Origin of the sequence: Pseudidiomarina sp. (assembly GCF_048267825.1) — a bacterium.
GTDB lineage: Bacteria > Pseudomonadota > Gammaproteobacteria > Enterobacterales > Alteromonadaceae > Pseudidiomarina.
Genome location: NZ_JBLWWR010000010.1, coordinates 1 through 25,654, shown reverse-complemented (window position 1 = coordinate 25,654; position 25,654 = coordinate 1). Strand labels below are relative to the sequence as shown.

The 25,654-nt window shown below is 49.6% G+C and carries 22 protein-coding genes; 4 read left to right on the top strand and 18 right to left on the bottom strand.

Going from position 1 to position 25,654, the window contains the following annotated elements; translation table 11 throughout:
* The 5 genes from ACN0UN_RS08820 to topA all read right to left on the bottom strand — a co-directional run bounded on the left by ACN0UN_RS08820 (position 1) and on the right by topA (position 6,197).
* Positions 1-414 carry a hypothetical protein gene (locus tag ACN0UN_RS08820; protein WP_417659657.1) on the bottom strand — a complete coding sequence of 138 codons (414 nt, stop codon included), beginning with the start codon at positions 412-414 and terminating at the stop codon, positions 1-3.
* Complete coding sequence (locus ACN0UN_RS08815; protein ID WP_417659656.1) at positions 411-1,559, bottom strand: hypothetical protein; 1,149 nt, start codon at positions 1,557-1,559, stop codon at positions 411-413. The genes ACN0UN_RS08820 and ACN0UN_RS08815 overlap by 4 nt, the downstream gene beginning before the upstream one ends.
* On the bottom strand, positions 1,556-3,037 hold the full coding sequence (locus ACN0UN_RS08810; RefSeq protein WP_417659655.1) for a hypothetical protein: 1,482 nt from the start codon (positions 3,035-3,037) through the stop codon (positions 1,556-1,558). Before ACN0UN_RS08810 ends, ACN0UN_RS08815 begins: the two co-directional genes overlap by 4 nt.
* A complete protein-coding gene (locus tag ACN0UN_RS08805; RefSeq protein WP_417659654.1) occupies positions 3,034-3,459 on the bottom strand; it encodes a hypothetical protein in 426 nt (141 codons plus the stop codon). Before ACN0UN_RS08805 ends, ACN0UN_RS08810 begins: the two co-directional genes overlap by 4 nt.
* A 107-nt stretch (positions 3,460-3,566) precedes the next feature.
* Positions 3,567-6,197, bottom strand: coding sequence for a type I DNA topoisomerase (topA, locus tag ACN0UN_RS08800; protein ID WP_417659653.1), 2,631 nt, complete (start codon positions 6,195-6,197; stop codon positions 3,567-3,569).
* A 240-nt stretch (positions 6,198-6,437) separates the two neighbouring features.
* On the opposite strand from topA, the gene astB reads away from it, so the two are divergent.
* A complete protein-coding gene (gene astB / locus ACN0UN_RS08795; RefSeq protein WP_417659652.1) occupies positions 6,438-7,781 on the top strand; it encodes an N-succinylarginine dihydrolase in 1,344 nt (447 codons plus the stop codon).
* Positions 7,782-7,818: 37 nt separating this feature from the next.
* Here the strand turns inward: astB and purF are convergent, their stop codons facing one another.
* From purF to fabB, 10 genes are all read right to left on the bottom strand, one after another.
* The gene (gene purF, locus ACN0UN_RS08790; protein WP_417659651.1) at positions 7,819-9,336 is read right to left on the bottom strand and encodes an amidophosphoribosyltransferase; all 1,518 of its coding nucleotides are present in this window, start codon (positions 9,334-9,336) and stop codon (positions 7,819-7,821) included.
* Between the two features lie 15 nt (positions 9,337-9,351).
* A complete protein-coding gene (locus tag ACN0UN_RS08785) occupies positions 9,352-9,843 on the bottom strand; it encodes a CvpA family protein (protein ID WP_417659650.1) in 492 nt (163 codons plus the stop codon).
* Between the two features lie 73 nt (positions 9,844-9,916).
* Positions 9,917-10,453, bottom strand: a complete 537-nt coding sequence (locus ACN0UN_RS08780) for an SPOR domain-containing protein (protein ID WP_417659649.1) — start codon at positions 10,451-10,453, stop codon at positions 9,917-9,919.
* A 3-nt stretch (positions 10,454-10,456) separates the two neighbouring features.
* Positions 10,457-11,740: a bifunctional tetrahydrofolate synthase/dihydrofolate synthase gene (gene folC / locus ACN0UN_RS08775; protein ID WP_417659648.1), complete on the bottom strand. Its 1,284-nt coding sequence runs from the start codon at positions 11,738-11,740 to the stop codon at positions 10,457-10,459.
* 3 nt (positions 11,741-11,743) lie between these two features.
* The gene (accD, locus tag ACN0UN_RS08770; protein ID WP_417659647.1) at positions 11,744-12,607 is read right to left on the bottom strand and encodes an acetyl-CoA carboxylase, carboxyltransferase subunit beta; all 864 of its coding nucleotides are present in this window, start codon (positions 12,605-12,607) and stop codon (positions 11,744-11,746) included.
* Positions 12,608-12,706: 99 nt separating this feature from the next.
* Entirely contained in the window at positions 12,707-13,504 is a 798-nt protein-coding gene (gene truA / locus ACN0UN_RS08765; protein ID WP_417659646.1) for a tRNA pseudouridine(38-40) synthase TruA, read from the bottom strand.
* A complete protein-coding gene (locus ACN0UN_RS08760) occupies positions 13,504-15,516 on the bottom strand; it encodes a FimV/HubP family polar landmark protein (protein ID WP_417659645.1) in 2,013 nt (670 codons plus the stop codon). The genes truA and ACN0UN_RS08760 overlap by 1 nt, the downstream gene beginning before the upstream one ends.
* A gap of 63 nt (positions 15,517-15,579) precedes the next feature.
* Positions 15,580-16,596 carry an aspartate-semialdehyde dehydrogenase gene (locus tag ACN0UN_RS08755; protein ID WP_417659644.1) on the bottom strand — a complete coding sequence of 339 codons (1,017 nt, stop codon included), beginning with the start codon at positions 16,594-16,596 and terminating at the stop codon, positions 15,580-15,582.
* Positions 16,596-17,783, bottom strand: a complete 1,188-nt coding sequence (locus ACN0UN_RS08750) for a 4-phosphoerythronate dehydrogenase (protein WP_417659643.1) — start codon at positions 17,781-17,783, stop codon at positions 16,596-16,598. Before ACN0UN_RS08750 ends, ACN0UN_RS08755 begins: the two co-directional genes overlap by 1 nt.
* 111 nt (positions 17,784-17,894) lie before the next feature.
* Positions 17,895-19,106, bottom strand: a complete 1,212-nt coding sequence (gene fabB / locus ACN0UN_RS08745) for a beta-ketoacyl-ACP synthase I (protein ID WP_417659642.1) — start codon at positions 19,104-19,106, stop codon at positions 17,895-17,897.
* Between the two features lie 134 nt (positions 19,107-19,240).
* Here fabB and mnmC point away from each other — a divergent pair, with 134 nt between their 5' ends.
* Complete coding sequence (gene mnmC / locus ACN0UN_RS08740) at positions 19,241-21,097, top strand: bifunctional tRNA (5-methylaminomethyl-2-thiouridine)(34)-methyltransferase MnmD/FAD-dependent 5-carboxymethylaminomethyl-2-thiouridine(34) oxidoreductase MnmC (RefSeq protein WP_417659641.1); 1,857 nt, start codon at positions 19,241-19,243, stop codon at positions 21,095-21,097.
* Here the strand turns inward: mnmC and ACN0UN_RS08735 are convergent.
* Entirely contained in the window at positions 21,054-21,341 is a 288-nt protein-coding gene (locus ACN0UN_RS08735; protein ID WP_417659640.1) for a YfcL family protein, read from the bottom strand. The two genes, mnmC and ACN0UN_RS08735, sit on opposite strands and share 44 nt — an antisense overlap.
* A 122-nt stretch (positions 21,342-21,463) precedes the next feature.
* Between ACN0UN_RS08735 and fldB the strand changes: the two genes are divergently transcribed.
* Positions 21,464-21,997: a flavodoxin FldB gene (gene fldB / locus ACN0UN_RS08730; protein WP_417659639.1), complete on the top strand. Its 534-nt coding sequence runs from the start codon at positions 21,464-21,466 to the stop codon at positions 21,995-21,997.
* Here the strand turns inward: fldB and ACN0UN_RS08725 are convergent.
* Positions 21,972-22,445 carry an HIT domain-containing protein gene (locus ACN0UN_RS08725; RefSeq protein WP_417659638.1) on the bottom strand — a complete coding sequence of 158 codons (474 nt, stop codon included), beginning with the start codon at positions 22,443-22,445 and terminating at the stop codon, positions 21,972-21,974. The two genes, fldB and ACN0UN_RS08725, sit on opposite strands and share 26 nt — an antisense overlap.
* Before the next feature lie 32 nt (positions 22,446-22,477).
* Between ACN0UN_RS08725 and ACN0UN_RS08720 the strand changes: the two genes are divergently transcribed.
* The gene (locus tag ACN0UN_RS08720) at positions 22,478-24,865 is read left to right on the top strand and encodes a zinc-dependent metalloprotease (protein WP_417659637.1); all 2,388 of its coding nucleotides are present in this window, start codon (positions 22,478-22,480) and stop codon (positions 24,863-24,865) included.
* 92 nt (positions 24,866-24,957) lie between these two features.
* Here the strand turns inward: ACN0UN_RS08720 and ACN0UN_RS08715 are convergent.
* The coding region (locus ACN0UN_RS08715) for a M20/M25/M40 family metallo-hydrolase (protein WP_417659636.1) at positions 24,958-25,654 on the bottom strand (697 nt) is incomplete at its 5' end.

Below are 25,654 nucleotides of genomic sequence, written 5' to 3'. Positions count from 1 at the left end.
TTACCACCGCTCCGTTAAGGGTAAATCACGAAAGTGTCCAAAGCGTTTTAAGCGCACGCGCCCAGGTTCAACTTCAGCGGTCAGCTCCATCGGCCCCGCGATGCCGCTTAGCAATCGAATTAGTTCATCGCCATAACGCAAGACCACGTGCGTTTTGTCCCCCGTTGCGACAATACCAACCAACTTATATCGCAATAGCTCCGAGGCAACCTCGGATGAACCGGACGGCTTACCTTCTAAGCCATCAATCGCATGACGTGCCTTGGCAATCTGAAGCTCTAACTGCAATCGTTTGGCTTCCGTTTGTGCAAGCCTCTCCGATAGCTCGCTCGCGCGAAGCTGCTGAATGGTCGTATTCGGCGCATCGAGCGTAATCGCGCCACCTAGAATAATTGGTAGAGTCCAAATCATCATGGTCGGGTTCCTTGAGAAGTATCTTTGATTGATATCTGCAGTTGCCAAATAAGATCGCTCGCAACCGCTTTCGCAGCGATTAGTCGTGCACTAGGGTGATTTACCGTCAGCCAGCTCAGAAACTGCCGCCACAACTCTGCATTATTTGGGTCAAATAAATCATGTTTGATTAACAGTGCCTGGCCATTCGGTGTCACCGAAAAGCCAAGGCGTTTCAGAGCATCGCGTGATGGACTTGGCGAAGTGGAACTTGCCTCATCAACCTTATGGTTGTCTTTCAGCGCACGCACCAACCGGCGTTCACCATTATCATTTTGATAATCCCAATTACTATCGGCTAATTGCCCCAGCAACTCACTCACGCGCCCATAGGTTGGTTGCACGATGAGTCTCTCCCCCTCAGTCGTCAATTCCCAACGCCGCACCTGCCACCCAGCTAAATAATTGACCTGCGACAAAAGCTCGTTTACATGAGCGATTTGATTTGGATGCCAACCAACTTTAGGCTGCTTGAGCACAGATAGAGCTTGCGCCGGTTTGGCTAATGGCTGAGCCTCTGGAACCGGCCAAAACCACCATGTAAACCCGATAAAAAATGTCATCGCGGTGATGGTACTTAACGCTAAGACACGACGACGTAACCATGCTGGAGGTTGCCGCAATGACCTGAATCGAGCCAGCTTATTCGGCACTTCTGGAAGTCGTATATTTAAATAATGAACGTTTGCATGCGCAGTTACATGACATGCCAATAATTCTTTCGCTTGATTGCCTGCGATAAAAAGTGCGCACCCCATCTTTTCTGGAGCCAACCAATCGTGTGCGACGAATAATAAATTCAGTACGCCTGTGTGGTCAGCACTGAAACCACAAGCACCGAGCAGAACATCTTCACGCCATGCCACACACACCAGTTGTTGCTGCCACACGTGCACCACCACCGCTGCGCGCTCATCAATGCTTTGTCGCAGCTCTATAGCGGCATCGTAATCGGCCATTTCGCTGCAACAAAGCCAGTACTGAGCGCCACATTTCCACAAGCTATAACGTTCAAACCCAAGCTGTTTCGCTTCTGTTAACCATGCCAGTATCTTGTCGCGGTCATGAGACTGGTGGCGCCAACCTTCAAAACACCAAGCAGTCATAAATTTAGCTCCCGAGTAATGATATGTGGCGTTAGCAGGACAATGGTTTCACTGCGCCTTTGTTGTGACATATCACCACCACCAAGCATCTTACTGAACCAACTTTGTTGACGTTGCGTGAAGCTACGTTCGTTTTTCAACCCACTCATCAGTAATGTTTGACCATTCGCAACCATCGCTTTCATAAAGAATTTTTTGCGATTGGTGTGCGGCGTTTGAATCATTTGCTCACCCGATCGTACTTCATCAATGCGCTCCAGATCGGAAACCTCCGTTGACAGTTGCAAGATGACTTCCCCTTTGCGGATACTGGGCAATAAGTAGAGTTCAAAACCGGTGGTTACAACACCTGGTTGTAGCACGTCTGCGCGGCCAACATTCGCGGTTGCAGCAGACCCGGCTGCGGCTAAGTAAGTCGCATTATCTTCAAGGACTATTTTTGCGATTTGATTATTAAGGCTTACCACACGTGGATGGTTACTGGTTTGCACCAGGCCCTGCTGCGCCAGTGCATCAATCAATACTTGTGACCCTTGCGCTTTACCTTGTTGCTGCTGCCAAAATATTTCGCCACCGTTCATACGGTTTAACTGCGCGGAAGCGAATCCCAGCACGCCCTCGCCGCCTGCTGTTTTGACAATGGCATCCCAGTCAATTGAAAATTGCTCGTCATCAGTAAAGGTAACTTCCAAGATTTGCACATCAATCGCGACCTGACGTGTAAAGCGTTCATTCTGCTGGGCTAAATATGCTTTCACTTGCGCCACATGTTGGGGGTAATCACGAACCAATACCGAAGTAGAACTTTGGTTAACAGTTAGCTTACCCTCTGCTGATAACAACATACTCAAGGCATGTTCTAAATCTTGCCAAACCGAAAGCGACTCGCTACTGAAATTTAAATATTGCTCGCTACTGGTGTTCATGCTGGTTGCCTGCAGGGCATCACCACCAAAGCTTTGACTTTGTTGCTGCTGATCGCGGTTGCCGAGAAAATAACTGGTATCGCCAGCAATGAACGCCACATCAAATTCAGCCACCTCAAACTCATGAATGGAAACCAAATTATCATCCCATTCAAGGTGCCATCGATAACGGCTAGCTATCTGCTGTAGAAAATCTGCCAGACTGCCATGAAACTGCATATGAACCGATAAATTGGATAGTTTTTCACTATTGAAATACGGCGTTACGTGGTGTGGTTCTAATACACGCGTAAGCAATGTTCCAGCCGCTAATCCTTGTGCAGAAACCTTTACGGCTTGCGCACTCCATGCAGGTAATTTCTTTCTTAATTCAGCCAGTGGAGGAATATAAAATGCATCGTCATACAACACTGAACCACTGGGCTTGTGCGTGTCCTGAAGAACCGCTAAGCGTTCATTTGCCTGTGTATACTGGCGCTGCAACGACTCCTGGCCCGAACTCGAACAGCCACTTATCCAGACCAAGATAAGCAGCGTCCAATAGCGTTTCATAACGCCTCCAACGAACTGTAGCGGTAGCTTACAACAGCGGAACGATTTGCATAGAAGGTCACAACGAACTGATAAGGGGTAAGAAGGCGCTCAAGCGCTTCTTGCGCATTGGGTGCCTGTACGGTGAAGGATGCTGGCCACTGATAGTGCGGTGATACGCGCCAATCAATCGTGTCTACTGGAAATTGTGTGGTTATGAATGCTTCTAACTGAGGCTGCAAAAGCCCTTTTTCGAGTTCCAGAATCACCGCATCAGTTCCGCGATTTGGCGCGCTTAAAGTGGCACCCTGCATGACGGTTTCGGAGAACTTATAAACGGGACATGTCCGGGCAAGAATTGACGTCGACCACAAGCAGCTCAGCGCTAAGCTGCTTGCGATGACGCACTGTTGGACCATGGTCCGGCATGGTTGATAAACCATAAAACCTCCTTGTTAGCATGGCACTGCAATCCGTTGCAGTACCTATTTAATCTAGCCCAGCCACGGGCCGCTAACAAGGCGGTAATCGAGCATAAAACGGCGGTTTTTTACTTACGTTTTTTGCTCTCTTGTACTTCCCATTTACCATCGCGATACAGCGCTTGCCAACCGGTGGCCTTGCCATTCACTTCGGTAATGACGTACTGTTCTTTGTTTTTACGGCTGTAACGCACAATGGCTTCGTTGCCATCGTCGTCTTTTTCCGGCGCTTCGGTTAAGTAATGGAACTTCGCTGGAATCCGATCTTTAAAGCGTTTCAGCTCGCTTACTTTCACCGCACGGGTTTCACGTGAACGCGGGAAAGTGTTAGCCGACAAGAACACACCTGAAGCTCCGTCACGCAACACGTAATGCGCATTGGAATCTTCACAGGGTAACTCTGGGAACGGTACGGGGTCTTCTTTTGGCGGTGCCGGCTGACCACTTTTCAACAGTTTACGGGTGTTCTTACATTCGCTGTTGGTGCAGTCAAAATACTTACCAAAACGCCCTGTTTTCAGCTGCATGTCACTGCCACAACGGTCACATTCAAGTACTGGCCCGTCGTAGCCTTTAATGCGGAATTCGCCCTGCTCAACCACAAAGCCATCACAGGCCGGGTTATTACCACACACATGCAGTTTGCGTTTTTCGTCAATCAGGTAGCTGTCCATGGCAGTGCCACACTTCGGACAACGCTTTTTCGCGCGCAACGCAAGCGTTTCAGCTTCGTCGTCATCGTCCTTCACGCGCACCGCTTCTTCCCCTGGCAACAGGTTCATGGTTTGTGTGCAGCGTTCTTTCGGCGGTAACTCATAGCCTGAACAACCAAGGAACACGCCGGTAGATGCGGTACGAATACCCATCGGGCGCCCACATTTCGGGCATTTAATATCGGTGAGCACCATTTGATTCGGGCGCATACCGCCTTCTTCCGGCGTCATTTCCGCTTGTGCTAACTTCTTGCTGAATTCTTCGTAGAATTGATCCAGCATGGCTTTCCAGTTGCGTTTACCTTCTGCAACGTCATCCAGTGCTTGTTCCATTTCTGCAGTGAAGCTGTAGTTCAATAACCGTGGGAAATTGTCGACCAAGCGGTCGTTAACAATTTCGCCCATTTTTTCTGCGTAGAAACGACGGTTCTCAACCCGCACATAACCACGGTCTTGAATGGTTGAGATAATGGATGCGTAGGTTGATGGGCGGCCAATGCCGCGCTTTTCTAGCTCTTTTACCAAAGACGCTTCGCTGAAGCGCGCTGGCGGCTTGGTAAAGTGTTGTTGCGGATCTAACTGCTGCAGGCTCAGCACTTCGCCCTTTTTCACATCAGGCAGCGTTGCATCTTCATTTTTTGAACCCGCGGGTGGCTGCACTTTCGTCCAACCGGCGAAGCGCATCACACGGCCGCGTGCACGCAGCTCATAATCGCCAGCCTGCACGGAAATGGTACTGGCATCGTATTGGGCGGGTGTCATCTGACATGCGACAAATTGACGCCAAATCAACTCGTACAACCGCTGTGCGTCACGTTCCATTTCGCGTAACTGTTCAGATTTCACACCAACACTGGAAGGGCGAATCGCTTCGTGCGCTTCTTGTGCATTTTGCTTCGAGCCATAAACATTCGGCTTCGGCGGCAAATAATCATTGCCAAAATTCTTACCGATATAGTCACGGCAGGTGGCAACCGCTTCTTGGCTCAAGTTGGTTGAGTCGGTACGCATATAGGTAATATGCCCCGCTTCGTACAACCGTTGTGCCAACATCATGGTTTTCTTTACGCCAAAACCTAAACGGGTGCTAGCCGCTTGTTGCAGCGTTGATGTAATAAACGGAGCCGATGGGCGGCTGCTGGTGGGCTTATCTTCCCGATCAATGACTTTGTACTGGGCTGACTGCAATGCGGCCACTGCGGCCTCGGCAGCGCCCTTATCGCCTGCTTTGAATGCCTTGCCGAGATGCTTTTGCACCTGCATGCGCAATTCAGCTTTGGCTTGGGTACTTAAATCAGCGAAAATGTCCCAGTATTCTTCTGGCACAAACGCTTTAATTTCGCGCTCACGTTCAACCACCAAACGCACTGCTACTGACTGCACCCGACCGGCGGACAAGCCACGGGCAATTTTCTTCCACAGCAGTGGCGACACCATAAAGCCAACAACGCGATCAAGGAAGCGTCGGGTTTGCTGCGCGTTCACCCGATCGATATTGAGTTCGGCTGGGCGCGAAAACGCTTCCTGAATGGCTTTTTTGGTGATTTCGTTAAACACCACGCGCTGAAAGCGACTGTCGTCACCACCTATGAGTTCGCGTAAATGCCACGCGATGGCTTCTCCTTCGCGGTCCAAATCCGTCGCGAGGTAAATAGCGTCGGCCTTCGCTGCTAACTTTTGTAGCTCAGCGACAACCTTTTCTTTGCCGGGCAGCACTTCGTAGTGCGCTTCCCAGCCATGTTGAGGGTCAATGCCCATGCGTGCGACCAGCTTCTGGAACTCACGCTCTTGGCGGTAAGCTTCCTTTGCTTCTGGCGACATCTTACGAACTTCCGCGGGCGGCTTGGTTTTGACGGTGGCTGTCGACCGTGTTGGCAAGTCACGAACGTGCCCCACGCTAGACTTCACCACGAAATCATTCCCTAAATATTTATTAATTGTCTTCGCCTTGGCGGGCGACTCGACAATAACTAACGCTTTTGCCATGCGACTCTCTTTTTATCCGTAAGGTGTGGGATTCTTTTTTTAGATATATCTGTTATGCGGCTGCGAAACAACCACCGAACGCAAAAATCATAAAAATACGATTTCGCCTCATATCCATGCATAGTTTCATATGTCGACTTATCAGACCAATAAAATCAAGGCGTTCAGGCCTTACGCCGAGGCCTAGTTGTGGGTATAATAGCCAACAATTAAACGCTTGCAACTGCAATGGAGGTTTGTTTGAGCACCCATCACTATGAAGTCAATTTCGATGGCCTTGTTGGCCCAACCCACAATTATGCCGGGCTGTCGTTCGGAAACGTTGCTTCATTAAGCAATGCTAAGTCAAGCTCAAGCCCCAAATCTGCTGCCAAGCAAGGTTTAGCAAAAATGAAAGCGCTGCATGACATGGGCATGGTACAAGGCGTTTTAGCGCCGCACGAACGCCCTGACATTGCAACGTTACGTCGCCTCGGTTTCAACGGATCAGATGGCGACGTGCTTAGTAAAGCCGCCCAGCAAGCGCCAGAAATTTTTCAAGCGGTCTGCTCGGCATCAAGCATGTGGACAGCGAACGCGGCAACGGTGTCGCCCGGTGCTGACACTGCCGACGGCAAAGTACACTTTACCCCGGCCAACTTGACGAATAAGTTTCACCGCTCGTTAGAGCCGCTTACCAGCGGACGCATTTTGCAAGCTATGTTCAATAATAGCCGCTATTTTGAGCACCACCTGCATTTACCAGACAACGAACATTTTGGTGACGAAGGCGCTGCGAACCACACGCGCTTGTGCAGCAATTATGGGCATGCAGGTATAGAAGTGTTTACCTTTGGTCGCTACGCGTTCGATAGCACCAAGCCCGCACCATCAAAATATCCAGCCCGACAAACGTTTGAAGCTTCACAAGCGATTGCTCGGTCGCACGGCTTAACCGAAGATAACACCATATTTATCCAGCAAAATCCTGACGTGATTGACCAGGGTGTTTTCCACAACGACGTTATCGCCGTTGGCAACCAAAACGTGCTGTTCTATCACGAGCAAGCCTTTTTAGACACGCCAGCCAAACTCGCTGAAATGCAGCAAAAATTTGGTGACGAAAAATTGCATTTTATCGAAGTAAAAACCGCAGAAGTTTCGGTGGCCGATGCTGTGCAAACGTACTTATTTAATACCCAGCTGTTAACCTTAAAAGACGGCAGCATGGCGATTATTGCACCAACAGAGTGTCAGGAAAATCCGCGTGTGGCTGCTTATCTGGCCGAATTAGTTACCCGTGACACGCCGATTCGTCAGGTGCATTATTTCGATGTGAAACAAAGCATGCGCAATGGCGGTGGCCCTGCCTGCTTGCGTTTACGCGTTGCGCTGAATGACACTGAATTGGAAGCAGTAAACCCAGCCGTTATCATGAACGATAAGCTATTTGCCCGTCTTAATCGTTGGGTTGATAAACATTATCGTGATGAACTGAGTGTTGCTGATTTGCGCGATCCACAGCTATTGAATGAATCTCGCACTGCACTTGATGAATTGACCCAAATTCTAAAACTTGGGTCAGTTTACCCGTTCCAGCTCTAGTCAAACGAACACGTATGACCCGGCATACACTGCCGGGTTATTCATCTTCGTTGTGAACTTCCAGATTTGCATCTTCGCTGCTGCTATCCGCGCCATGACGAGCCACATCATTTCGCGCAGCGTCTAAACGGTCTAGATAACTTTGATTGATATCGCCGGTAATATACTCGCCATTAAATACCGACGTTTCAAAGCGTTTAATCTCTTTGTTTTCTTGTTGCACGGCAGCAATCAAATCATCAAGTTCTTGATAGATAAGTCCATCAGCTTTGATTAAATCGTTAATCTCAGCGGCTTCACGGCCATGACCTATCAATTCATTAGCACTTGGCATGTCGATGCCATACACATTCGGAAAACGAATCTCTGGTGCTGCAGAAGCAAAATACACTTTCTTCGCACCCGCTTCGCGTGCCATCTCGATAATTTGCTCAGAGGTGGTGCCGCGAACAATAGAGTCATCCACTAACAGTACGTTTTTACCTCGGAATTCGGCACTGATGGCGTTCAGTTTACGGCGCACTGATTTCCGACGTTGGGTCTGCCCCGGCATAATAAAGGTGCGACCAATATAGCGATTTTTTACGAACCCTTGGCGATACGGCAACTCAAGTATATTCGCCATTTCGAGTGCGATATCGCAACTGGTTTCAGGGATTGGTATCACCACATCAATGTCTAAATCAGCGTAGTCACGTTTTACTTTTTCGCCGAGCTTACGGCCCATATTAACGCGTGATGCGTACACCGAGATTTTGTCGATAAACGAATCTGGGCGCGCAAAGTAAACATACTCAAAAATGCATGGGCAATGTTGCGGGTTGTCCGCGCACTGACGTGAATACAGCTCGCCGTCTTCAGAAATGTAAATTGCCTCGCCGGGCTCAACATCGCGCACATATTTAAAACCAGTGCCGTCGACTGCCACGCTTTCAGAAGCAACGATATACTCATTGCCTTTCGGCGTTTCACGCATACCTAAAACCAGAGGGCGAATACCCCACGGGTCACGGAATGCGACAACACCATGGCCGATTATCATTGCGACCACGGCGTAAGCACCACGAATTTGGCGATGCACGCGCGAAACTGTCGCGAATACGTCATCCGGCGTTAAGTGCAGGCTTTCTTGCTGATACAGCTCGTGAGCAAAAATATTAAGCAGAATTTCAGAATCTGAGGTGGTATTGATATGCCGGCGTGCTTTCGCAAACAATTGCTCCTGCAGTTCGCTGGCGTTGGTCAAGTTACCATTGTGTGCCATCGCAATACCAAACGGCGAATTCACATAAAACGGCTGTGCTTCTGCTGAGCTTGAACTACCTGCGGTAGGATAACGCACATGACCGATGCCCACGCGCCCTTGTAGACGATGCATATGGCGCGTTTGAAACACATCGCGCACCAATCCGTTGGCTTTGCGTAAACGTAGCGTACCGTTATCGACTGTCATGATGCCTGCTGCATCTTGGCCGCGATGCTGGAGCATCGTTAAACCGTCATATAACGCTTGATTGACTGGGTCTTTACCTACAATTCCAACAATGCCACACATGCAACTACAACCTCATTAAACATTTTTTGGTAAGAAACTTGACGTATTCTGCAAGTATTCAAAGAACCATTGAATTACCACACCGAAGTGCGGAATCAACTGCGACTCTTGCCACCAGGCTTCACTCGGTAGCCCGGTAAAAGAGTCCATAAAAAACAGTAAAGCAGCGACAATTAAAACACCGCGTAGTGCGCCAAAAATGCCGCCTAAAAGACGATCGGTACCGGTTAACCCAGTTGTTTCTACCAATCGTCCAATTAAATAATTGATGAGCGCGCCAACAATAAGGGTTGCCACAAACAGCGCTGCTACAGCAGCAGCATTGCGCAACATTTCGTCACTGATGCCGGTGAAGTACACAGCCAGGTCGAGATAAAAGAATTTAGCGATAAAAAAAGCGGCTACCCAGATAGCAAGGGATAACGCCTCTTTGACAAACCCACGGGTTAAACTGATTAGCGTTGATAAGCCAATCACGACAATAATCGCTATATCAATCCAGACCATAGTTAGCATTCCGTAGCCGGTTTAAAATTCGCGCGAATTGTAACAGAAAGCCTTTCGATTTGCGTCAAAAAACTTATGGCTCATAACGCATGACTCGACCGTTTAACTCGGTCAGTTCTTTCAGTTTAGGCAGGTCAGCTTCAAGCTCAGCCTTGACGAGGCCCGGCCCCACTAGCAGCTTGTTACGTGGGCCTTGAGCGGTTTGCACAACTTCACGGTAAGCAGGATAGCCAGCGGCGCGCAATTCTTTTACCAGGCGCTCAACCGACTCTTGATTGCGAAACACGCCCAACTGAATAATCCAGCCCGGTTGCTGAATTTCCGCAGTGCTGGGGGCTTCATTTGTTTTTGCGGTAGGTTTCTTGATTTGTGGCGCGTCATCGGCATCAAGTTCAAGCGTCTCAATACGATCAAGTGATTGTGGCAGCTCACGTTCAGGCACAGATTGAGCCGGAACTTCAGCCACTTCAACGTCGGGTTGGAGTGGAATTGTTTCAAACGATTCCTGTTTTTTCTGCGGCTTGCCGTCAAATAACTCAGGTAAAATAATCACTGCAAGAGCAATTAAAATAACGCTTCCGACAATTCGATTCTGCAGCTTCGACGCCATGCACTACTCCGTGGTTGGTATTTTCCCTACAGTGTAAAACGACCCGCACACCAATACCAGCGGTTGTGTATCTTGCATGGTTAAGGCGTCCTGTAACGCGTGCTGATACGCTTGCTCAACACTGGCAAAACAACCTGCCACAGTTGCTTCAGCAGGTGCCTGTTCTGCCAGTTGCTCCGCCGCTGCCCCGCGTACTTCGCTCAAGCTGGCAAAGTACCATTGCTTTATCGCTGGCGCCAGCGCAGCCAAGGTACCACGAATGTCCTTGTCTTGCAGCATGCCCACCACAGCGTAAATAGGCCGTTGGGGGAAGCGACTCAACAAAGCTTGCACTAAATAATTCGCTGCATGCGGGTTGTGTGCCACGTCCAGCAGGGTATCAACGGGGTGCTTTGCTGATGCTTCAAGCAACTGCAGTCGGCCCGGCTCGCGCGCTTTTTCCAGCCCGGCTCGAATCGCTTTATCAGAGATGGGTAAGTTGCTGGCGGCCAGTGCGGCTATTGCTGTTGCGGCATTTGGTAAGGGTAATTGAGGTAACGGCAGATTGTTTAAAACGGTATCTTGATTATGACAGTGCCACACGCCAGCACCCGCCATACGGTAATGGAAATCAATACCAACCTGTTGCAATAACACCCCATTTTGTAATGCTGCGTCAGCGACTTCTTGCGGAAACTCAGGTTCACCACAAATAGCGGGACGCCCGGCTCGAAATATACCTGCTTTTTCGCGCGCAATACCGGTTCGGTCATCACCTAAGAAGCCAATGTGATCAATACCAATACTTGTTAATAACGCAACATCCGCATCCACAATATTGACAGCATCTAAGCGTCCACCCAAACCAACTTCTAATATCCATGCATCGAGAGGCTGCTGCTTCATCAACCACAAAGCGGCCAAGGTGCCAAACTCGAAATACGTCAATGAAACATCACCACGAGCGGCCTCTATGGCCGCAAATGCCTGCACATGCTCGGCTTCGCTCAGTTGCTTGGTGTTGATTCGAACGCGCTCGGCGTAATGGTGCAAGTGCGGAGAAATGTAAACGCCAGTGGTGTACCCATCTTCTTGTAAAATGGTTTCCAGATAGCGCACCGTTGAGCCTTTACCATTGGTGCCTGCTACGGTAAATACTTGCGCTGAGGTCGTGGTAAGGTCAAGTCGGTTCGCAACCTGCTTGATTCGGTCTAGCCCCATGTCGATGGCGCTATGGTGCAGGTGCTCTAAATAATTCAGCCAGGCATTTAGCCCGGCTGAAGAGGATGGTTTCGCGACGTTATTCATAACTTAATATTCGTCAGCAACAGCCGGTAAATGTTGGAACTTCGCCAACAATGCGGCGATACGGTTTCGCATTTGGCGACGGTCGATGATCATATCCACCGCACCGTGATCAAGCAAAAACTCAGCCCGTTGGAAGCCCTCTGGCAATGTTTCACGTACCGTTTGTTCAATAACACGCGGGCCAGCAAAGCCGATCAATGCTTTCGGCTCAGCAATATTAATGTCGCCCAGCATCGCTAAGCTTGCCGAAACACCACCCATGGTAGGGTCAGTTAGCACGGATATATACGGAATACCTTCTTCGCTCATGCGCGCTAACGCAGCTGACGTTTTTGCCATCTGCATCAAAGACATCAAGGCTTCCTGCATCCGGGCGCCACCTGAAGCTGAAAAGCAAATAAGTGGGATACGCTCTCTTAAACAAACTTCTGCTGCTTTGACAAAGCGCGCACCAACAACTGACGCCATTGAACCGCCCATAAATTCGAATTCAAATGCAACGGCCACTACCGGCATGCCTTTGAGTCGACCTTTTTGGGCAATCAATGCGTCTTTTTCACCAGTAGCCTTCTGGGCTGCGGCAATGCGGTCTTTGTATTTTTTCGAATCACGGAATTTAAGAATGTCTTTTGGTTCTAAATCAGCCCCAATTTCATCGCCTTTTCCGTCATCTAAAAAATGCGCGAGGCGCACCCGCGCAGAAACGCGCATGTGGTGATCGCACTTCGGACAAACATTTAAGCTGCGCTCAAGGTCGGCACTGTAAAGAATGGCATCACAACTTGTACACTTCGCCCACACCCCTTCCGGGATGTTGCGGCGTTTGTTGCTCTTCGGTTTTGCAAGAATTCGCTCAATCCAGCTCATAAGATTCCGTTATTAACTCGTTCGTTAGTATGACCAGTAAGCCATAAATATGCCTCTATTAAAGCATATTCAAGGTAATCAGTTTAGCAAAAAGTGGTCTTAACAGTCAGGTAACCACAAAGGCCCTGGCGGCAATATGGGTAATTTAAATTCACTTGGATAGTCCACTTGAACCAAATACAGACCTTCGGCCTTTGCAGTTGCAGCCGATAGCTTACGGTCGCGACCATCCAGCAGCGTAGCTAACCAGTCCAGCGGCTGCTCGCCTTTGCCCACTTCCAGCAGACTGCCGACAATGTTTCGAACCATGTGGTGCAAAAAAGCATTGGCGGCGATATCCACCACCACAAAATTACCTTGGCGACTCACATCGATGCGGGTAACGCAGCGATGTGGAGAGTGCGATTGGCATTGAGCTGCCCGAAAAGCACTGAAGTCATGTTCGCCAAGCAAGTGTTGCGCCGCGTCATGCATGCGCTGCACATCCAAAGGTTGATGATAGTGGCTTAAACCACGCCCAAGTATACCTGGGCGCATTTTTTGATTGGCAATAATATAACGATAGCGACGTCCGGTTGCGCTGAAGCGTGCGCTAAAGTCACTGGGCACTTCGCTCGCCCAGCGCACCGCCACCGAGTCCGGCAGGTTACTGTTCACACCCATCGTCCAAGCAGGCATAGCGCGCTCATTCACCGTGTCAAAGTGCACAACTTGACCCGTTGCATGCACACCAGCGTCGGTACGCCCCGCACAGGTTACTTCAACCGGATGATTCGCAACTTTACTTAACGCCCGTTCCAATACTTCCTGCACGCACACAACTTCACGCTGCCGTTGCCATCCAAAATATTGACTGCCATCATATTCAATTCCAAGCGCGATGCGCGTACTACTCATTAATGACCCTGTTCTTCAATTTTCTGTAACAACATTGCGGCTTCACGTTTAGCATCTTCATCGTCAGAGGCTGCAACTTTTTCCAGTTCTTCACGCGCTAATTCGTACTCGTCCATGTCCATGTAGGCACGGGCGAGGTCTAAAATCCCTGATGGCGTTTCTTCGCTATCATCAACTTGACCCGCTTCACGTTCAAAGCGCGGGCTGTCAAAGTCGGAGTCCTCAGATTCAGCCTCTTGCAACAATGCATCGATCTCGAGGAATTCATCGCTGGCATCTTCATCAAGTGTCAGCTCAGTCTCTGCTTTACTGTCACTGTCATCGCTCGGTTCTTCAGCACTTAGGCCTTCTAAGTCAATGTCATCAAGGCTGATATCTTCAAACTGTTCCAGTTCGACATCAACGTCGGCGGGTTCGGTTTTTTTGTTAACTGGCTCGTCGTCAATATGAAAATCCAAACTCATATCATCGTCGCTGCTAGCCTCAACTTTACCTTTATCGTCTTCCTCTGGCTCAACTGCTGGCTCCAGTTCAACGTCTGGCTCTGGCTCAACGTCTGGCTCTGGCTCAACTTCTGGCTCTGGCTCAACTTCTGACAATGTTTCGAACTCGGGCTCAGACTCTACGTCAGCTTCTTCTGCGCTCTCTTCCTGATCGAAACTTGATGCCAATAGACTATCTAAGTCGGTATCTTCGTCATTGTCAGTTTGCTGCTCAGTTTTAGGTGCCGCAGCATCTTCGTCCAGTGCCGCAAGCTCATCATCAAGCTGTGTCGCTTCATCGTCCACATCGTCTTCGAGCTGCGCATAGTCATCATCCAAACGCTCAAATTCCGGCATCTCAGCCGCTTCTTCCGCGGCTGCGGCTTGCTCAGCTTCTTCAAAGGCGCTAAGTTTTTCAGTTGATTCGTCTTTGCCTTGCTCTTTTTCTTTCGCAGCGGCCTGCATAGCGCCGTTGTACGGCCCTAAATGTTCACGGTTAAGCCGACGCACATAAAGCATGTACCAAATAATTGCTGCCAATAACAATGGAATCAAAATCGCCAAAGTTAACTGGAATGGTTGTAATAACCACTCTAAGAAGGCTTCATAGTCTGATGGCTTCTTGCGCGTTGCGGGTTTCGGTGTCGCAGCAGGTTCAGGTTTAACTTCTGGCTCAGACTTAACTTCTGGCTCAGGCTTAACTTCTGCCTGAGTTGTAACGTCGGCACCAGGTTCTTCCGTTAAAGCTGCGGCTGCCGTTGTGGGCTGCTCTTCAGCAGCAATCTCGGTGGTAGTCTCCGCCTTCGCTGCCTCGGTTGTATCCGTTGCATCAGCTTCTTCCTGCTGAGTTGCAGCCAATTCAGCCTCAATTTGTCGCTGTAAATCCGACTCTGCCCGCTGCTCAGCATTCATTTTCAACTGCATTTGCTCAAGCTGCGCTGTCACGCTGTCCAGCCGCTCCTGCAACGCATTGTTTTCGCTATTTAAGCGTTCAATCAAATCAATTGACTCAGCCAACTGATTGCGTAATTGGCTCAGCTCTTGCACGTCATACTGAACGGTAGCCGTTGCCGATTCAGTATTATCGGCCGCCGGGGCTTCTGTCACCGCGCCTGGCGAAGCGGGTTTAACCGCTTCATCGGTGCGCGCAGTTTCAGCCGGTTCGTCAGTAACCACAGGCGCTGATTGCGCACGTTGACCTTGCGCCGCTGGTGGAACTTTCAAATAGTAACCGTCCATCATGCGATCAGCACGACCGTTAATAAACGCTTCAGGATTCAACTCAATGAATAAATCCATCATTTCATACACCGACAAATCGGTTTTATCGCCGTAATACATGGCAATAGACCAAAGTGTGTCGGATGAAACTATTGGACCAAACCGATCAGCTTGCCACCGCGAGGTCGCCTGCCCCTGCAGCATCACAACTGCACTTGTATTCACAAAGCTAGCGTCTGCGGTTACCACCGTCGACGAGCCGAGTGCCAGTGCTATACCGGCTGCAACTGCCAAGGTATTCCGTTTCATTGAGCTGGTTCCCTCTTTTGTAATCGTTGTAATTATCGGTACCGCATTGAAAGATGGATAGTTTTACATATAGTCGCGAATTAAGTGTTCTGCAATCTGAATACTGTTTGTCGCGGCGCCTTTACGCACATTATCTGCTACAACCCACAAATTTAAACCCTGTGGATGTGAAATATCATTGCGCACGCGACCTACAAAAACTTCATCGTGTCCTGCTGCGTTACCTACTTGTGTCGGAAAATCGTCATTGTTATCGAACAAGTGCACACCCGGTGCATTGCGTAATAATTCTTTCGCCTGCACTGCATCAAGCGGCTGCAAGGTTTCTATGTGAATCGCTTCCGCATGCCCGAAAAATACTGGCACACGTACAGCTGTCGCATTAACCCGAATGCTTTCATCACCAAAAATCTTTTGCGTTTCCCACACCATTTTCATTTCTTCTTTGGTGTAGTCGTTATCCATAAACACATCAATTTGTGGAATACAATTAAACGCTATTTGACGGCTAAAGCAGTCAACCTCAACTGGGCGGCCATTCAACAAAGCTGCCGTTTGTTGCGCTAATTCATCCATCGCCTCTTTACCTGCGCCTGAAGTGGACTGGTACGTTGCCACGTTAATACGGTCAATACCCACGGCATCGTGGATAGGCTTTAATGCCACTAACATTTGAATGGTCGAGCAATTAGGGTTGGCAACAATGTTGCGATTGCGAAAATCAGCTAACGCGTGCGCATTAACTTCCGGCACCACCAAAGGGATATCCGGCTCGTAGCGAAACTCAGAGGTGTTATCGATAACAATGCAGCCAGCATCCGCGGCTTGCGGCGCATACATACGCGAAATTGCTCCGCCCGCTGAGAAAAAGCCAAGTTCAACCTGACTCCAATCAAAGGTGTCTGCATCGAGCACGGTAATTTCTTCACCACGAAAGGTAACGCTTGACCCCGCCGAACGGCTGCTCGCCAGGGGAAATAACTGAGCGACAGGAAAGTCGCGAGCTTCTAAAATTTCAATCATGTGCTGACCGACAAGGCCAGTCGCTCCAAGTACCGCAACATTATAAGCGCGTGACATTACTGCTCCTGTATAAATTTGAATGAAAAGGTGAGCTGAGCAAGTCGTTCTTGCCACTCACTCTGCGCCAACCAGTCGTTGCCATGAACTTCACCACAGGATAACTCTGCGCGCGCTGCATAATTGCGGCGCAAGCGATCAAAGTCAGCCTCGGTAAACACGTTCTGACGCAATAACTGGTCGTCGTTTCGTATATCATAAATGTCACGCACCCAAGATGCTAGCATTTGCCATGTCGGTGTCTGTAAAGTCTGCCACTGCCGTTTGCGCGTTGCTTCAGGCCAATGTTCCAGTAGCTGCGAAAGCTGCGGCAAACGAACCCGCTGCTGCGGCACCAGCAAGGTTTCACAAACATGCTCAAACAGTCGTAAAGTACCTACTACTTTACCCGCTACGCTGTGGCCTGCAATATGCGGAGTTGCATAGAGCAACCAGGGCATTAAGTCAGCAGCAATGGTTGGTTCGTGCTCCCACACATCCAGCACCACATGCAAGGCCTGTTGCGCTTGCATTGCTTGCCGCAAACCTTGTTCCTCTACCACCGCACCGCGGCTTGCATTAATGAGCAAGCAACCTGCGGGCAAAGCGGCTATCGCGGCGCTATCGAATAAATGATAGGTAGCGTGCGTACCTGTTTGCGTCAAGGGCACATGACAACTAATAACGCCACTATTCAGCACGCGCTGCCAATCGGCGTGAACGCCTTTAACACCTTGCTCTGCCAGCGGTGGATCGTAATAGTGCACAGCGCAACCAAGCCCACGGAGGCGTTGCCCAGCAGCCCGTCCGGTATGGCCAGCACCAATGATAGCAACCTCACCCGAGGGCAGTTGCTGGCACTGCAAAGCAAAATTGCTGACTGCACTTGCCACATAATCGCCAACTGCGTTTGCATTCACACCAGGCGTCGACACGAAGACAACCCCTGCGGCTTTGCACGCTTCAGTATCTACATGCTCGGTGCCTATGGTAGCCGTACCCAACCACCGCAACTTTGGAGCCTGCGCCAATAATTGCGAATCAACCTTAGTGATCGACCGAATCATCAGCGCATCAGCTTGCGCTAACTGCTCTGGTTGCGGCTGTCGCCCTTGAAATGTGGTCAGGGTTAAACGCACTCCCTGAGCCATTAATGCATCAGCGAGTTCGTTAACCAAAGGCATCGAGGCATCCGCCAATACATGCATTGACCAGACCTTCTAAAATTTAGCGATGGATGAATTGTTAAAGAGCATACAACAAAAAGGTGCGCCAATGCGCACCTTTTTACCATCGTCTATTAGATGAAGATGTTAATTTTATTGATATTTACGCAAAACTAACGTTGCGTTAGTTCCACCGAAACCGAAACTGTTCGACATCACGGTTGTCAGAGCAGTTTGCTTAGGTTCACGAACAATATTCATGTCGCCTGCAGCAGGGTCCAAATTCTCAATGTTAATTGAAGGAGCTACAAAACTATGCTTCATCATTAATAATGAATAAATGGCTTCATGCACACCCGCGGCACCCAATGAATGACCGGTCATAGCTTTGGTTGCACTGATAAATGGTGATGCGTCACCAAACACTTCACGAATCGCTTCCAGTTCTTTGGTATCACCAACTGGTGTTGAAGTTCCGTGCGTGTTCAGGTAGTCAATTGGTGTATCAACTGTTTCCATCGCCATCTTCATGCAACGTACTGCACCTTCACCAGAAGGCGCAACCATGTCATAGCCATCCGATGTTGCGCCATACCCCACAATTTCTGCGTAGATATGAGCACCACGTGCAAGTGCGGTCTCTAACTCTTCAACGACAACAATGCCGCCGCCGCCAGCAGGAACAAACCCATCGCGATCAGCATCGTAAGTACGTGATGCTTTCGTTGGCTCATTATTGTACTTAGTACTCAACGCACCCATGGCATCAAATTCCATGCCGAGCGTCCAATGCAGTTCTTCACCACCGCCTGCGAACACGCGGTCTTGTTTGCCTAATTGGATCAATTCAAGTGCATGCCCAATACAATGTGCTGACGTGGCACAAGCTGAACTAATCGAATAGTTCACCCCTTTAATTTTGAATGGCGTTGCTAAACATGCAGAGGTTGTTGATGCCATGCAACGCGGAACCATATATGGCCCAACACGCTTCACACCTTTTTCACGTAAGGTATCTGCGGCACCCACCTGATGCTCACCAGAAGCGCCACCGGAACCTACCACCAACCCCGTACGAGGGTTCGAGATTTGCTCTTCTGTTAAAGCTGCGTCTTCAATAGCTTGCGCCATAGCCATATAGGCATAAGCGGCTGAGTTGCCCATAAAGCGAAACGCTTTACGATCAATATGGTCAGCCGGGTTGGTCCGAACTGGCCCCCATACCTGGCAACGCAGACCCATATCTGCAAACTCTTGAGAAAATTCGATGCCCGAGCGTCCTTGTTGCAACGACTCCAACACCTCTTGTTTGTTCACGCCGATACTTGACACAATGCCAAGGCCGGTAATCACTGCTCTTCTCATTCTCATATCCTGTCTTGCTGAGCGCTCGTGTATGTTAGCCCACTTCTGGAAAAAAGTGGTCTGCTTTCCGCATTTTTACCCAAATATTGTTAAACTAATACGCATGTTTAACCGAATGTTGTGAGTTTTCACTCGTGAATCATCCGTCAGCTGATCGTCCGTCACCCGCAAAAGTTACCTACAACGCGTTTGGGTTGCCTGTTTCCACTGAATTTGACGATATCTATTTTAGCAACGAAAACGGTTTGGCTGAAAGCCATTACGTATTCATTCAGCATAACGATCTAGAAAAGCGCTGGCAAACGCATTCTTATACAACCTTTACTATTGCCGAAACTGGGTTTGGTACCGGGCTGAATTTTCTCGCCTGTTGGGCCGCGTTTCAAAAGCATGCGCCACCGCAACTTCGGCTGCACTTTATTTCATTTGAAAAACACCCTTTAACGGCGGCCGACCTGGAGCTTGCATTAAATCATTTTCCGGAACTTGCCGATGAAGCTGCTGCGCTCTTACATGCATACCCTGCTCCACACTATGGTTGTCACCGTATGCAATTTTGCCAAGGTCTAGTGGTCCTAGATTTATGGTTCGGTGATATACATCAACAATTGCCGCAGTGGCTGCCACATGCACAACAAACCGTTGATGCTTGGTTTCTTGATGGTTTCGCCCCCGACAAAAACCCACAAATGTGGCAACCGACTATTTATACCGCAATGGCAGAAAGTTGCCGCAACAACGCCACCTTTGCTACTTTTACCGCTGCCGGTGCAGTGCGCCGTGATTTGCAGGCTGCTGGCTTTACCGTTAACAAAGCCAAAGGCTTTCGCCATAAACGTGAAATGCTCTATGGCCACAGGCTCGCACCCAATAAAGCAACCCAAGCCACTGATAAGCACGTTACCATTATTGGTGGCGGTATTGCTGCAGCGTGCACCGCATGGTCATTAAGTCGACGCGGGTATCGCGTTGAGTTGTTCACCACAGGGATTGCCGACGGCGCGTCTGGGAATGCGCAAGGTGCTGTTTATCCATTGCTGCACGCTGAGCTTAGCCCATTAACACAATTTTTCCTTAGTGCTTTTGATCATGCCCGCCAATTTTATCAGCAGGTAGCACCTGCCCAATGGCATGAAACAGGCGTCGTGCAATTGGCTTTTAATTCTGCGCGCGAGCAGCGCCATGAAAAAATTATTGCCGCTGATATATATAGCCCAGCAACGGTTCAAGGATTAAGCCCCGATGATACGCAACAGCTTTGGTCGCATTTACCCGCGATGCCGTCTTTATATTATCCAAAGGCCGGTTGGGTGCCGCCCCAGCAGTTAGTGGAGCAAATACTGGCCGCATGCGCCGACAAAGTCACGCTAACGGTTATTGACCCAATAACCGACATTCAGGCGCATGCCGATGGCTGGCAACTCAACACCACCGCCGGCCAACAGCTTCATGCCACCACCCTGATTGTTGCTGCTGGAGCTGGCTTAGAGAAGTTACTTAAACCGTGGCAAATGACATTTCAAAATGTCCGCGGGCAGGTCACTCAGGTGAAAGCAAATGACGTCAGTGAACAGTGCCCGGTAGTGGTGTGTTACAAAGGTTATTTCACCCCCGCACGAGAGGGTACGCATTGTGTCGGCGCCACCTATGCGAGAGAATTTGACATTGAACAATTTTCACAACCGACTGCGCAAGATACTGCCGAAAATTTGGCCACATTACAGGATAATCTGGACAGCAACTGGACTGAGCAACTTGAGCCCGTAGCTGATAGAGCCTCGTTGCGCAATACCACACGTGATCACTTGCCCGCTTGTGGCTGGCTCACACCGTCATTGGGCGTGTTAGGTGGTTTAGGGTCGCGCGGGTTCACCAGTGCTCCGCTGTGCGCGGAGCTGCTGGTTGGGCAGTGGCTGCAGGAGCCCTTGCCAATAAGTGCGGAATTGATTAATCGGCTCGCGCCGCAGCGGCTTCAAGCCGATCGAGCATAGCTTGAATGTGGGTCATGTCTGCGGGGGCCAGCTCATGCTTGGCTTTATCCACCGATGCTTGTACTGCGGGCAATACCGCATCAGTACGGGCAGCATCATTCAATTCGAGCTGCGCCACCACTAAGTCAAAATGGCCTCGCAAATAACCACTGGCAAATAGTTCATCATCAGTACCATCTGTTACTGCCTGATCAAACACGGTTTCAAGCGATTGCACGAAATGATCAAATGCTGCGGATGCCATAATTGCGATACCTCTAAAAAGCGAATGTATGTCGGATGATTTAGGCGGCGAAGCATATCATAAACCGATGATTTTCTGATACACTAATACCTCATTCATTGACGCTATCCATACGAGATACTATGGCTTTACGTATTGGTTTATTTTATGGCTCAACCACTTGTTTTACGGAAATTGCAGCTGAAAAAATTCAAGCTCAGTTTGCCGAAGGCGAAGTTGAGTTGTTCAACATAAAAGATGTGCCGTTGCAGCAAGCTGAAGACTTTGACGTCATCATTTTTGGCTTATCAACCTGGGACTTTGGCGAAATTCAAGAAGATTGGGAAAGTCACTGGAGTGATATTGCCGACCTTCAACTCAATAACAAAGTGGTTGCGTTGTTCGGCATGGGTGATCAGGTTGGCTACACCGACTGGTTTCAGGATGCCTTGGGTATGTTGCACGACGAACTTGCAGCGAACCCCGGCACGCAAGGCTGTGTGCGCATCGGTTTTTGGCCAAATCAAGGCTATGACTTCGCTGCATCCAAAGCGCTCACCGCCGGTGACGAGTTTTTTGTTGGTTTAGCGCTGGATGAAGACAGCCAATATGAGCTGAGCGAGGCACGTATTCAACAATGGTGCGCGCAGCTTAAAGAAGAGCTTGCCAGCGTTTAAGCTCCGTAGCGCGCTCCGCATCAGTGAATCGTTGCGCTGGCGAATGCCCCCACACCGGACCCGGCCAAGCTGGGTCCTGATCATCGCGCAGCACCAGATGAATATGCAACTGACTCACCACGTTCCCCAGCGCGCCAATATTTAACTTTTCTCCCCGCCCATGGTGTTTCAACAATAACGAGGCTTGGCGAATTTCGGTCGCCAATTGCTGTTGTTGCGACTCTGAGAGCTCGGTAAATTCGACGCAGTTAGCCACCCGCGGCACCAACATCAACCAATCATAGCGCACGTCGTCGAAACGTCTTAACTCACATAATTGCCACTGCGCCAGCAGAAAACTGTCATGACCCAAGCGCTGATCTAACGTAAATAATTGGCCGTCAGCCGCTTGTGTCGGATTCGTGTGGTTACTTTGGGCAGCGAGTTTGCTATAACGGTTTTTTATCATTGTTCAATCCATCAAATTTCTGGGTCAAAAGCATGCTACGCATCGTTTTCATTATTGCTCTAACTCTTGCCGTTAGCCTGAGTCTATCACCGGCCACGGCGGCACCAACACCGCAAGCGAAGGCGCAGCCGTCTTCCGCTGTCACTCAGTTTACTGCTGAGTTAACCGAGCATGAAGGTTTTTTTACCTTCTACCATGACCAAGCAAAAGGGAAAATTTATCTGCAGGTTCCGCGTCAGGCACCGCAGTTCATCTTCCAAACCAGTTTACCATGGGGTTTTGGCTCAAACGATATTGGTCTCGACCGGGGGCAGCTTGGCGCCACGCGCTTAGCCAGCTTCTACATTGAAGGTAACAAGGCCTTGCTGTTGCAACACAACACGCAATTTCGTGCCAATACTGACAATGCCGCAGAGCGTGCCAGCATCAATGAAGCTTTTGCCGACTCGGTGATTGCTGGCTTTGACATTGTAGCGGCAGATGCCCGCGCAGTTATCATTGATTACACCCCATTTTTATTGAGTGACACGCACGGGGTTGTGAACCGCTTACGCGACACTAAGCAAGGGCAATTCAAATTAAGTGCTGACAAGTCAGTCATTTATCCGGCTAGCAGCAAAGCGTTTCCGGATAATACTGAATTAGAAGCCAAAATAACCTTCAGTGGCGAAGGCACAGGGCAATATGTGCGCAGTGTGGCTGCCGATCCAAACCACATCACCCTGCATTTACATCACTCGTTTATTCGCCTTCCTGACGATAATTATGTAACCCGTGAATTTCATCCCGAAAGCGGCTTCTGGGCTGAAACCCATAGTGATTATGCTGCACCGCTGGGCCAATCCACCAAGGTGCAACACATTCCACGCCACCGCTTGAGCAAAGACGAGCCCATCATCTACTACCTTGACCCTGGCGTGCCGGAACCTGTTCGTACCGCTTTACTTGAGGGTGGCCGCTGGTGGGCTGAAGCTTTTGCGGCAATTGATTATCCGAATGGTTTTCAGGTGCGTGAATTACCCGCAGGTGCTGATCCAATGGATGTGCGTTACAACGTGATTCAATGGGTACACCGCGCTACCCGCGGTTGGTCGTACGGCTCATCGATTATCGACCCGCGAACCGGTGAGATTATTAAAGGGCACGTCACCTTAGGTTCACTCCGTGTGCGTCAAGACATGTTAATTGCGCAAGGGCTGTTGGCTCCTTTTGCCGCGGACACGCCAGAACAACAACAAGAGCTGCTCGATAAGATTGAAGCAATGGCTTTGGCCCGAATTCGACAACTTTCGGCGCATGAAATTGGCCATACGTTAGGTATCGCCCATAATTTCGCTGCCAGCGCCAACGACCGCGCCTCGGTGATGGATTATCCGCATCCGCTGATTAGCATCGACACGGCCTCTGGCGGCTTAACGTTAGCCGGTGCATACACTGAAGGCTTAGGCATTTGGGATATGCAAGTTGTTGCCTATGGCTATGGCAACGGCGATTTAGATAACGTGTTAGCGCAAAATAAGCGCCTTGGACTGCAATTTATATCAGACCGCGATGCCCGTGCGGCAGGCGGTGCACACCCTGATGCCCACTTGTGGGATAACGGCAGTGATGCGGTGACTGAGCTGGAACGCGTTTTGGCGGTACGAAAAACTGCCCTGCAACGCTTCGGCTTGGGCAATTTAGCTGCAGGTCGCCCATTAAGTGAACTCAATAATGTGTTGGTGCCAATGTATCTGTTGCACCGCTACCAAGTTGAGGCTGCGGTGAAGATGGTTGCTGGCCTGCATTACAGCTACGCCGTTAAAGGCGAAGAAGCTGCCGATATTCGTCCAGTAAATGCCTCACAACAGCATCGTGCCTTGCAGGTGATTAGCCAAACACTAACAGCTAACACACTCGCTCTACCCGAACATATAATTTCTTTACTGGCACCGTCTGCCTATGGTGAAGGTTATGATCGTGAACGCTTTAGTGGCTTGACCGGTCTTGTCGCTGATACCGATACCATGGCGGCCAGCAGTGCCCGCTTTGTACTCGATCTGTTATTGCATCCACAGCGCTTAGAGCGTTTGCAACAGCAACATAGCCGTGTTGCTGCGATTCCTGATGTCACTGCGGTATTGAGCCAGGTTGCTGAAGCGGCGATTGCGCCTGCTCAAGCACCCACGGCAAATACTGTAACCCAGCGTTTAGCGTTTGAAAGCCTGGACGCAATAGTGCGCGCTTATCAGAACGAGCAACTCAGTGCGGCGGTCAAAGCGCCATTGTTTAGCTTCTTGCAGAGCCAGTTACAACAATGGCAACAAGCCCCCGCATCGGCCCACCGTGACTATGCGGTGTATGCGCTCACGCAATGGCAGGCCGGAAAACCTTGGCCATTGAAACCGGCGCCAGCACTACCTCCGGGTTCACCTATCTAATTAAAAATTAGGTCGCACCCATAAAAAAACCACCAACTGAGGTTGGTGGTTTTTTATTTTTAGTCGCCTAAATTGCGTTGCTAACTTCTGTATTAGTCCAGCTGCGAAAAGAAGCTTTCCTCTAACCAACGTGGGCGTTCTGCTTGATTGCCAATTTCTTGACCAATCGCATAGTTAATATTGGTAAACGTAACGCCAGCTTCGTAGTTAATCGGTAAATCTGGCTGGTCGCTTGGGCGGTGATAATGCTCAGCAAAGAATGTACCCCACACTTCGCCGCCGTCTTCACCTTCAGTTTTTGATGTAAAGCCAGTCATCAAGAATACTGCCGGAACACCTTTCTTAACGAATGGGTAATGGTCTGAGCGCGTGAAAATAGCCTGTTCTGGCATTGGGTCGTCACTCAGCTCAATACCAAATTGACCCGCAGCACGCGAAACACTGTCACCTAACGTAGAATGCGTAGAACCAAACGCAATAACGTCGGCAAAGTCATACAACAATACCGGCATATCCAGATTAACGTTAGCAACGATCTGACCTAATGGTACGGTCGGGTGATGTGCAAAATAGTCAGCACCCAATAAACCACGCTCTTCTGCAGTAACCGACAAGAACATAATTGAACGCTTCGGTTGTTGCCCTGCTTCGGTAAACATCCGTGCAGTTTCCAGCATTACTGACACGCCAGAAGCGTTATCCATAGCACCATTGTTGATGTGATCGTCTTGGCTTAAGTCTTTCGTGACACCAATGTGATCAGAATGCGCGGTATACAGCACATACTCG

Coding starts and splice junctions, on each gene's coding strand:
- purF (WP_417659651.1), bottom strand. CDS start 9,336: ATGTGTGGCATTGTTGGAATTGTAGGTAAAGACCCAGTCAATCAAGCG.
- ACN0UN_RS08815 (WP_417659656.1), bottom strand. CDS start 1,559: ATGACTGCTTGGTGTTTTGAAGGTTGGCGCCACCAGTCTCATGACCGC.
- ACN0UN_RS08780 (WP_417659649.1), bottom strand. CDS start 10,453: ATGGCGTCGAAGCTGCAGAATCGAATTGTCGGAAGCGTTATTTTAATT.
- accD (WP_417659647.1), bottom strand. CDS start 12,607: ATGAGCTGGATTGAGCGAATTCTTGCAAAACCGAAGAGCAACAAACGC.
- ACN0UN_RS08820 (WP_417659657.1), bottom strand. CDS start 414: ATGATGATTTGGACTCTACCAATTATTCTAGGTGGCGCGATTACGCTC.
- truA (WP_417659646.1), bottom strand. CDS start 13,504: ATGAGTAGTACGCGCATCGCGCTTGGAATTGAATATGATGGCAGTCAA.
- ACN0UN_RS08805 (WP_417659654.1), bottom strand. CDS start 3,459: ATGGTTTATCAACCATGCCGGACCATGGTCCAACAGTGCGTCATCGCA.
- ACN0UN_RS08750 (WP_417659643.1), bottom strand. CDS start 17,783: ATGCATGTATTGGCGGATGCCTCGATGCCTTTGGTTAACGAACTCGCT.
- ACN0UN_RS08720 (WP_417659637.1), top strand. CDS start 22,478: ATGCTACGCATCGTTTTCATTATTGCTCTAACTCTTGCCGTTAGCCTG.
- topA (WP_417659653.1), bottom strand. CDS start 6,197: ATGGCAAAAGCGTTAGTTATTGTCGAGTCGCCCGCCAAGGCGAAGACA.
- ACN0UN_RS08725 (WP_417659638.1), bottom strand. CDS start 22,445: ATGATAAAAAACCGTTATAGCAAACTCGCTGCCCAAAGTAACCACACG.
- fldB (WP_417659639.1), top strand. CDS start 21,464: ATGGCTTTACGTATTGGTTTATTTTATGGCTCAACCACTTGTTTTACG.
- ACN0UN_RS08755 (WP_417659644.1), bottom strand. CDS start 16,596: ATGTCACGCGCTTATAATGTTGCGGTACTTGGAGCGACTGGCCTTGTC.
- ACN0UN_RS08735 (WP_417659640.1), bottom strand. CDS start 21,341: ATGGCATCCGCAGCATTTGATCATTTCGTGCAATCGCTTGAAACCGTG.
- fabB (WP_417659642.1), bottom strand. CDS start 19,106: ATGAGAAGAGCAGTGATTACCGGCCTTGGCATTGTGTCAAGTATCGGC.
- folC (WP_417659648.1), bottom strand. CDS start 11,740: ATGAATAACGTCGCGAAACCATCCTCTTCAGCCGGGCTAAATGCCTGG.
- ACN0UN_RS08810 (WP_417659655.1), bottom strand. CDS start 3,037: ATGAAACGCTATTGGACGCTGCTTATCTTGGTCTGGATAAGTGGCTGT.
- ACN0UN_RS08760 (WP_417659645.1), bottom strand. CDS start 15,516: ATGAAACGGAATACCTTGGCAGTTGCAGCCGGTATAGCACTGGCACTC.
- ACN0UN_RS08785 (WP_417659650.1), bottom strand. CDS start 9,843: ATGGTCTGGATTGATATAGCGATTATTGTCGTGATTGGCTTATCAACG.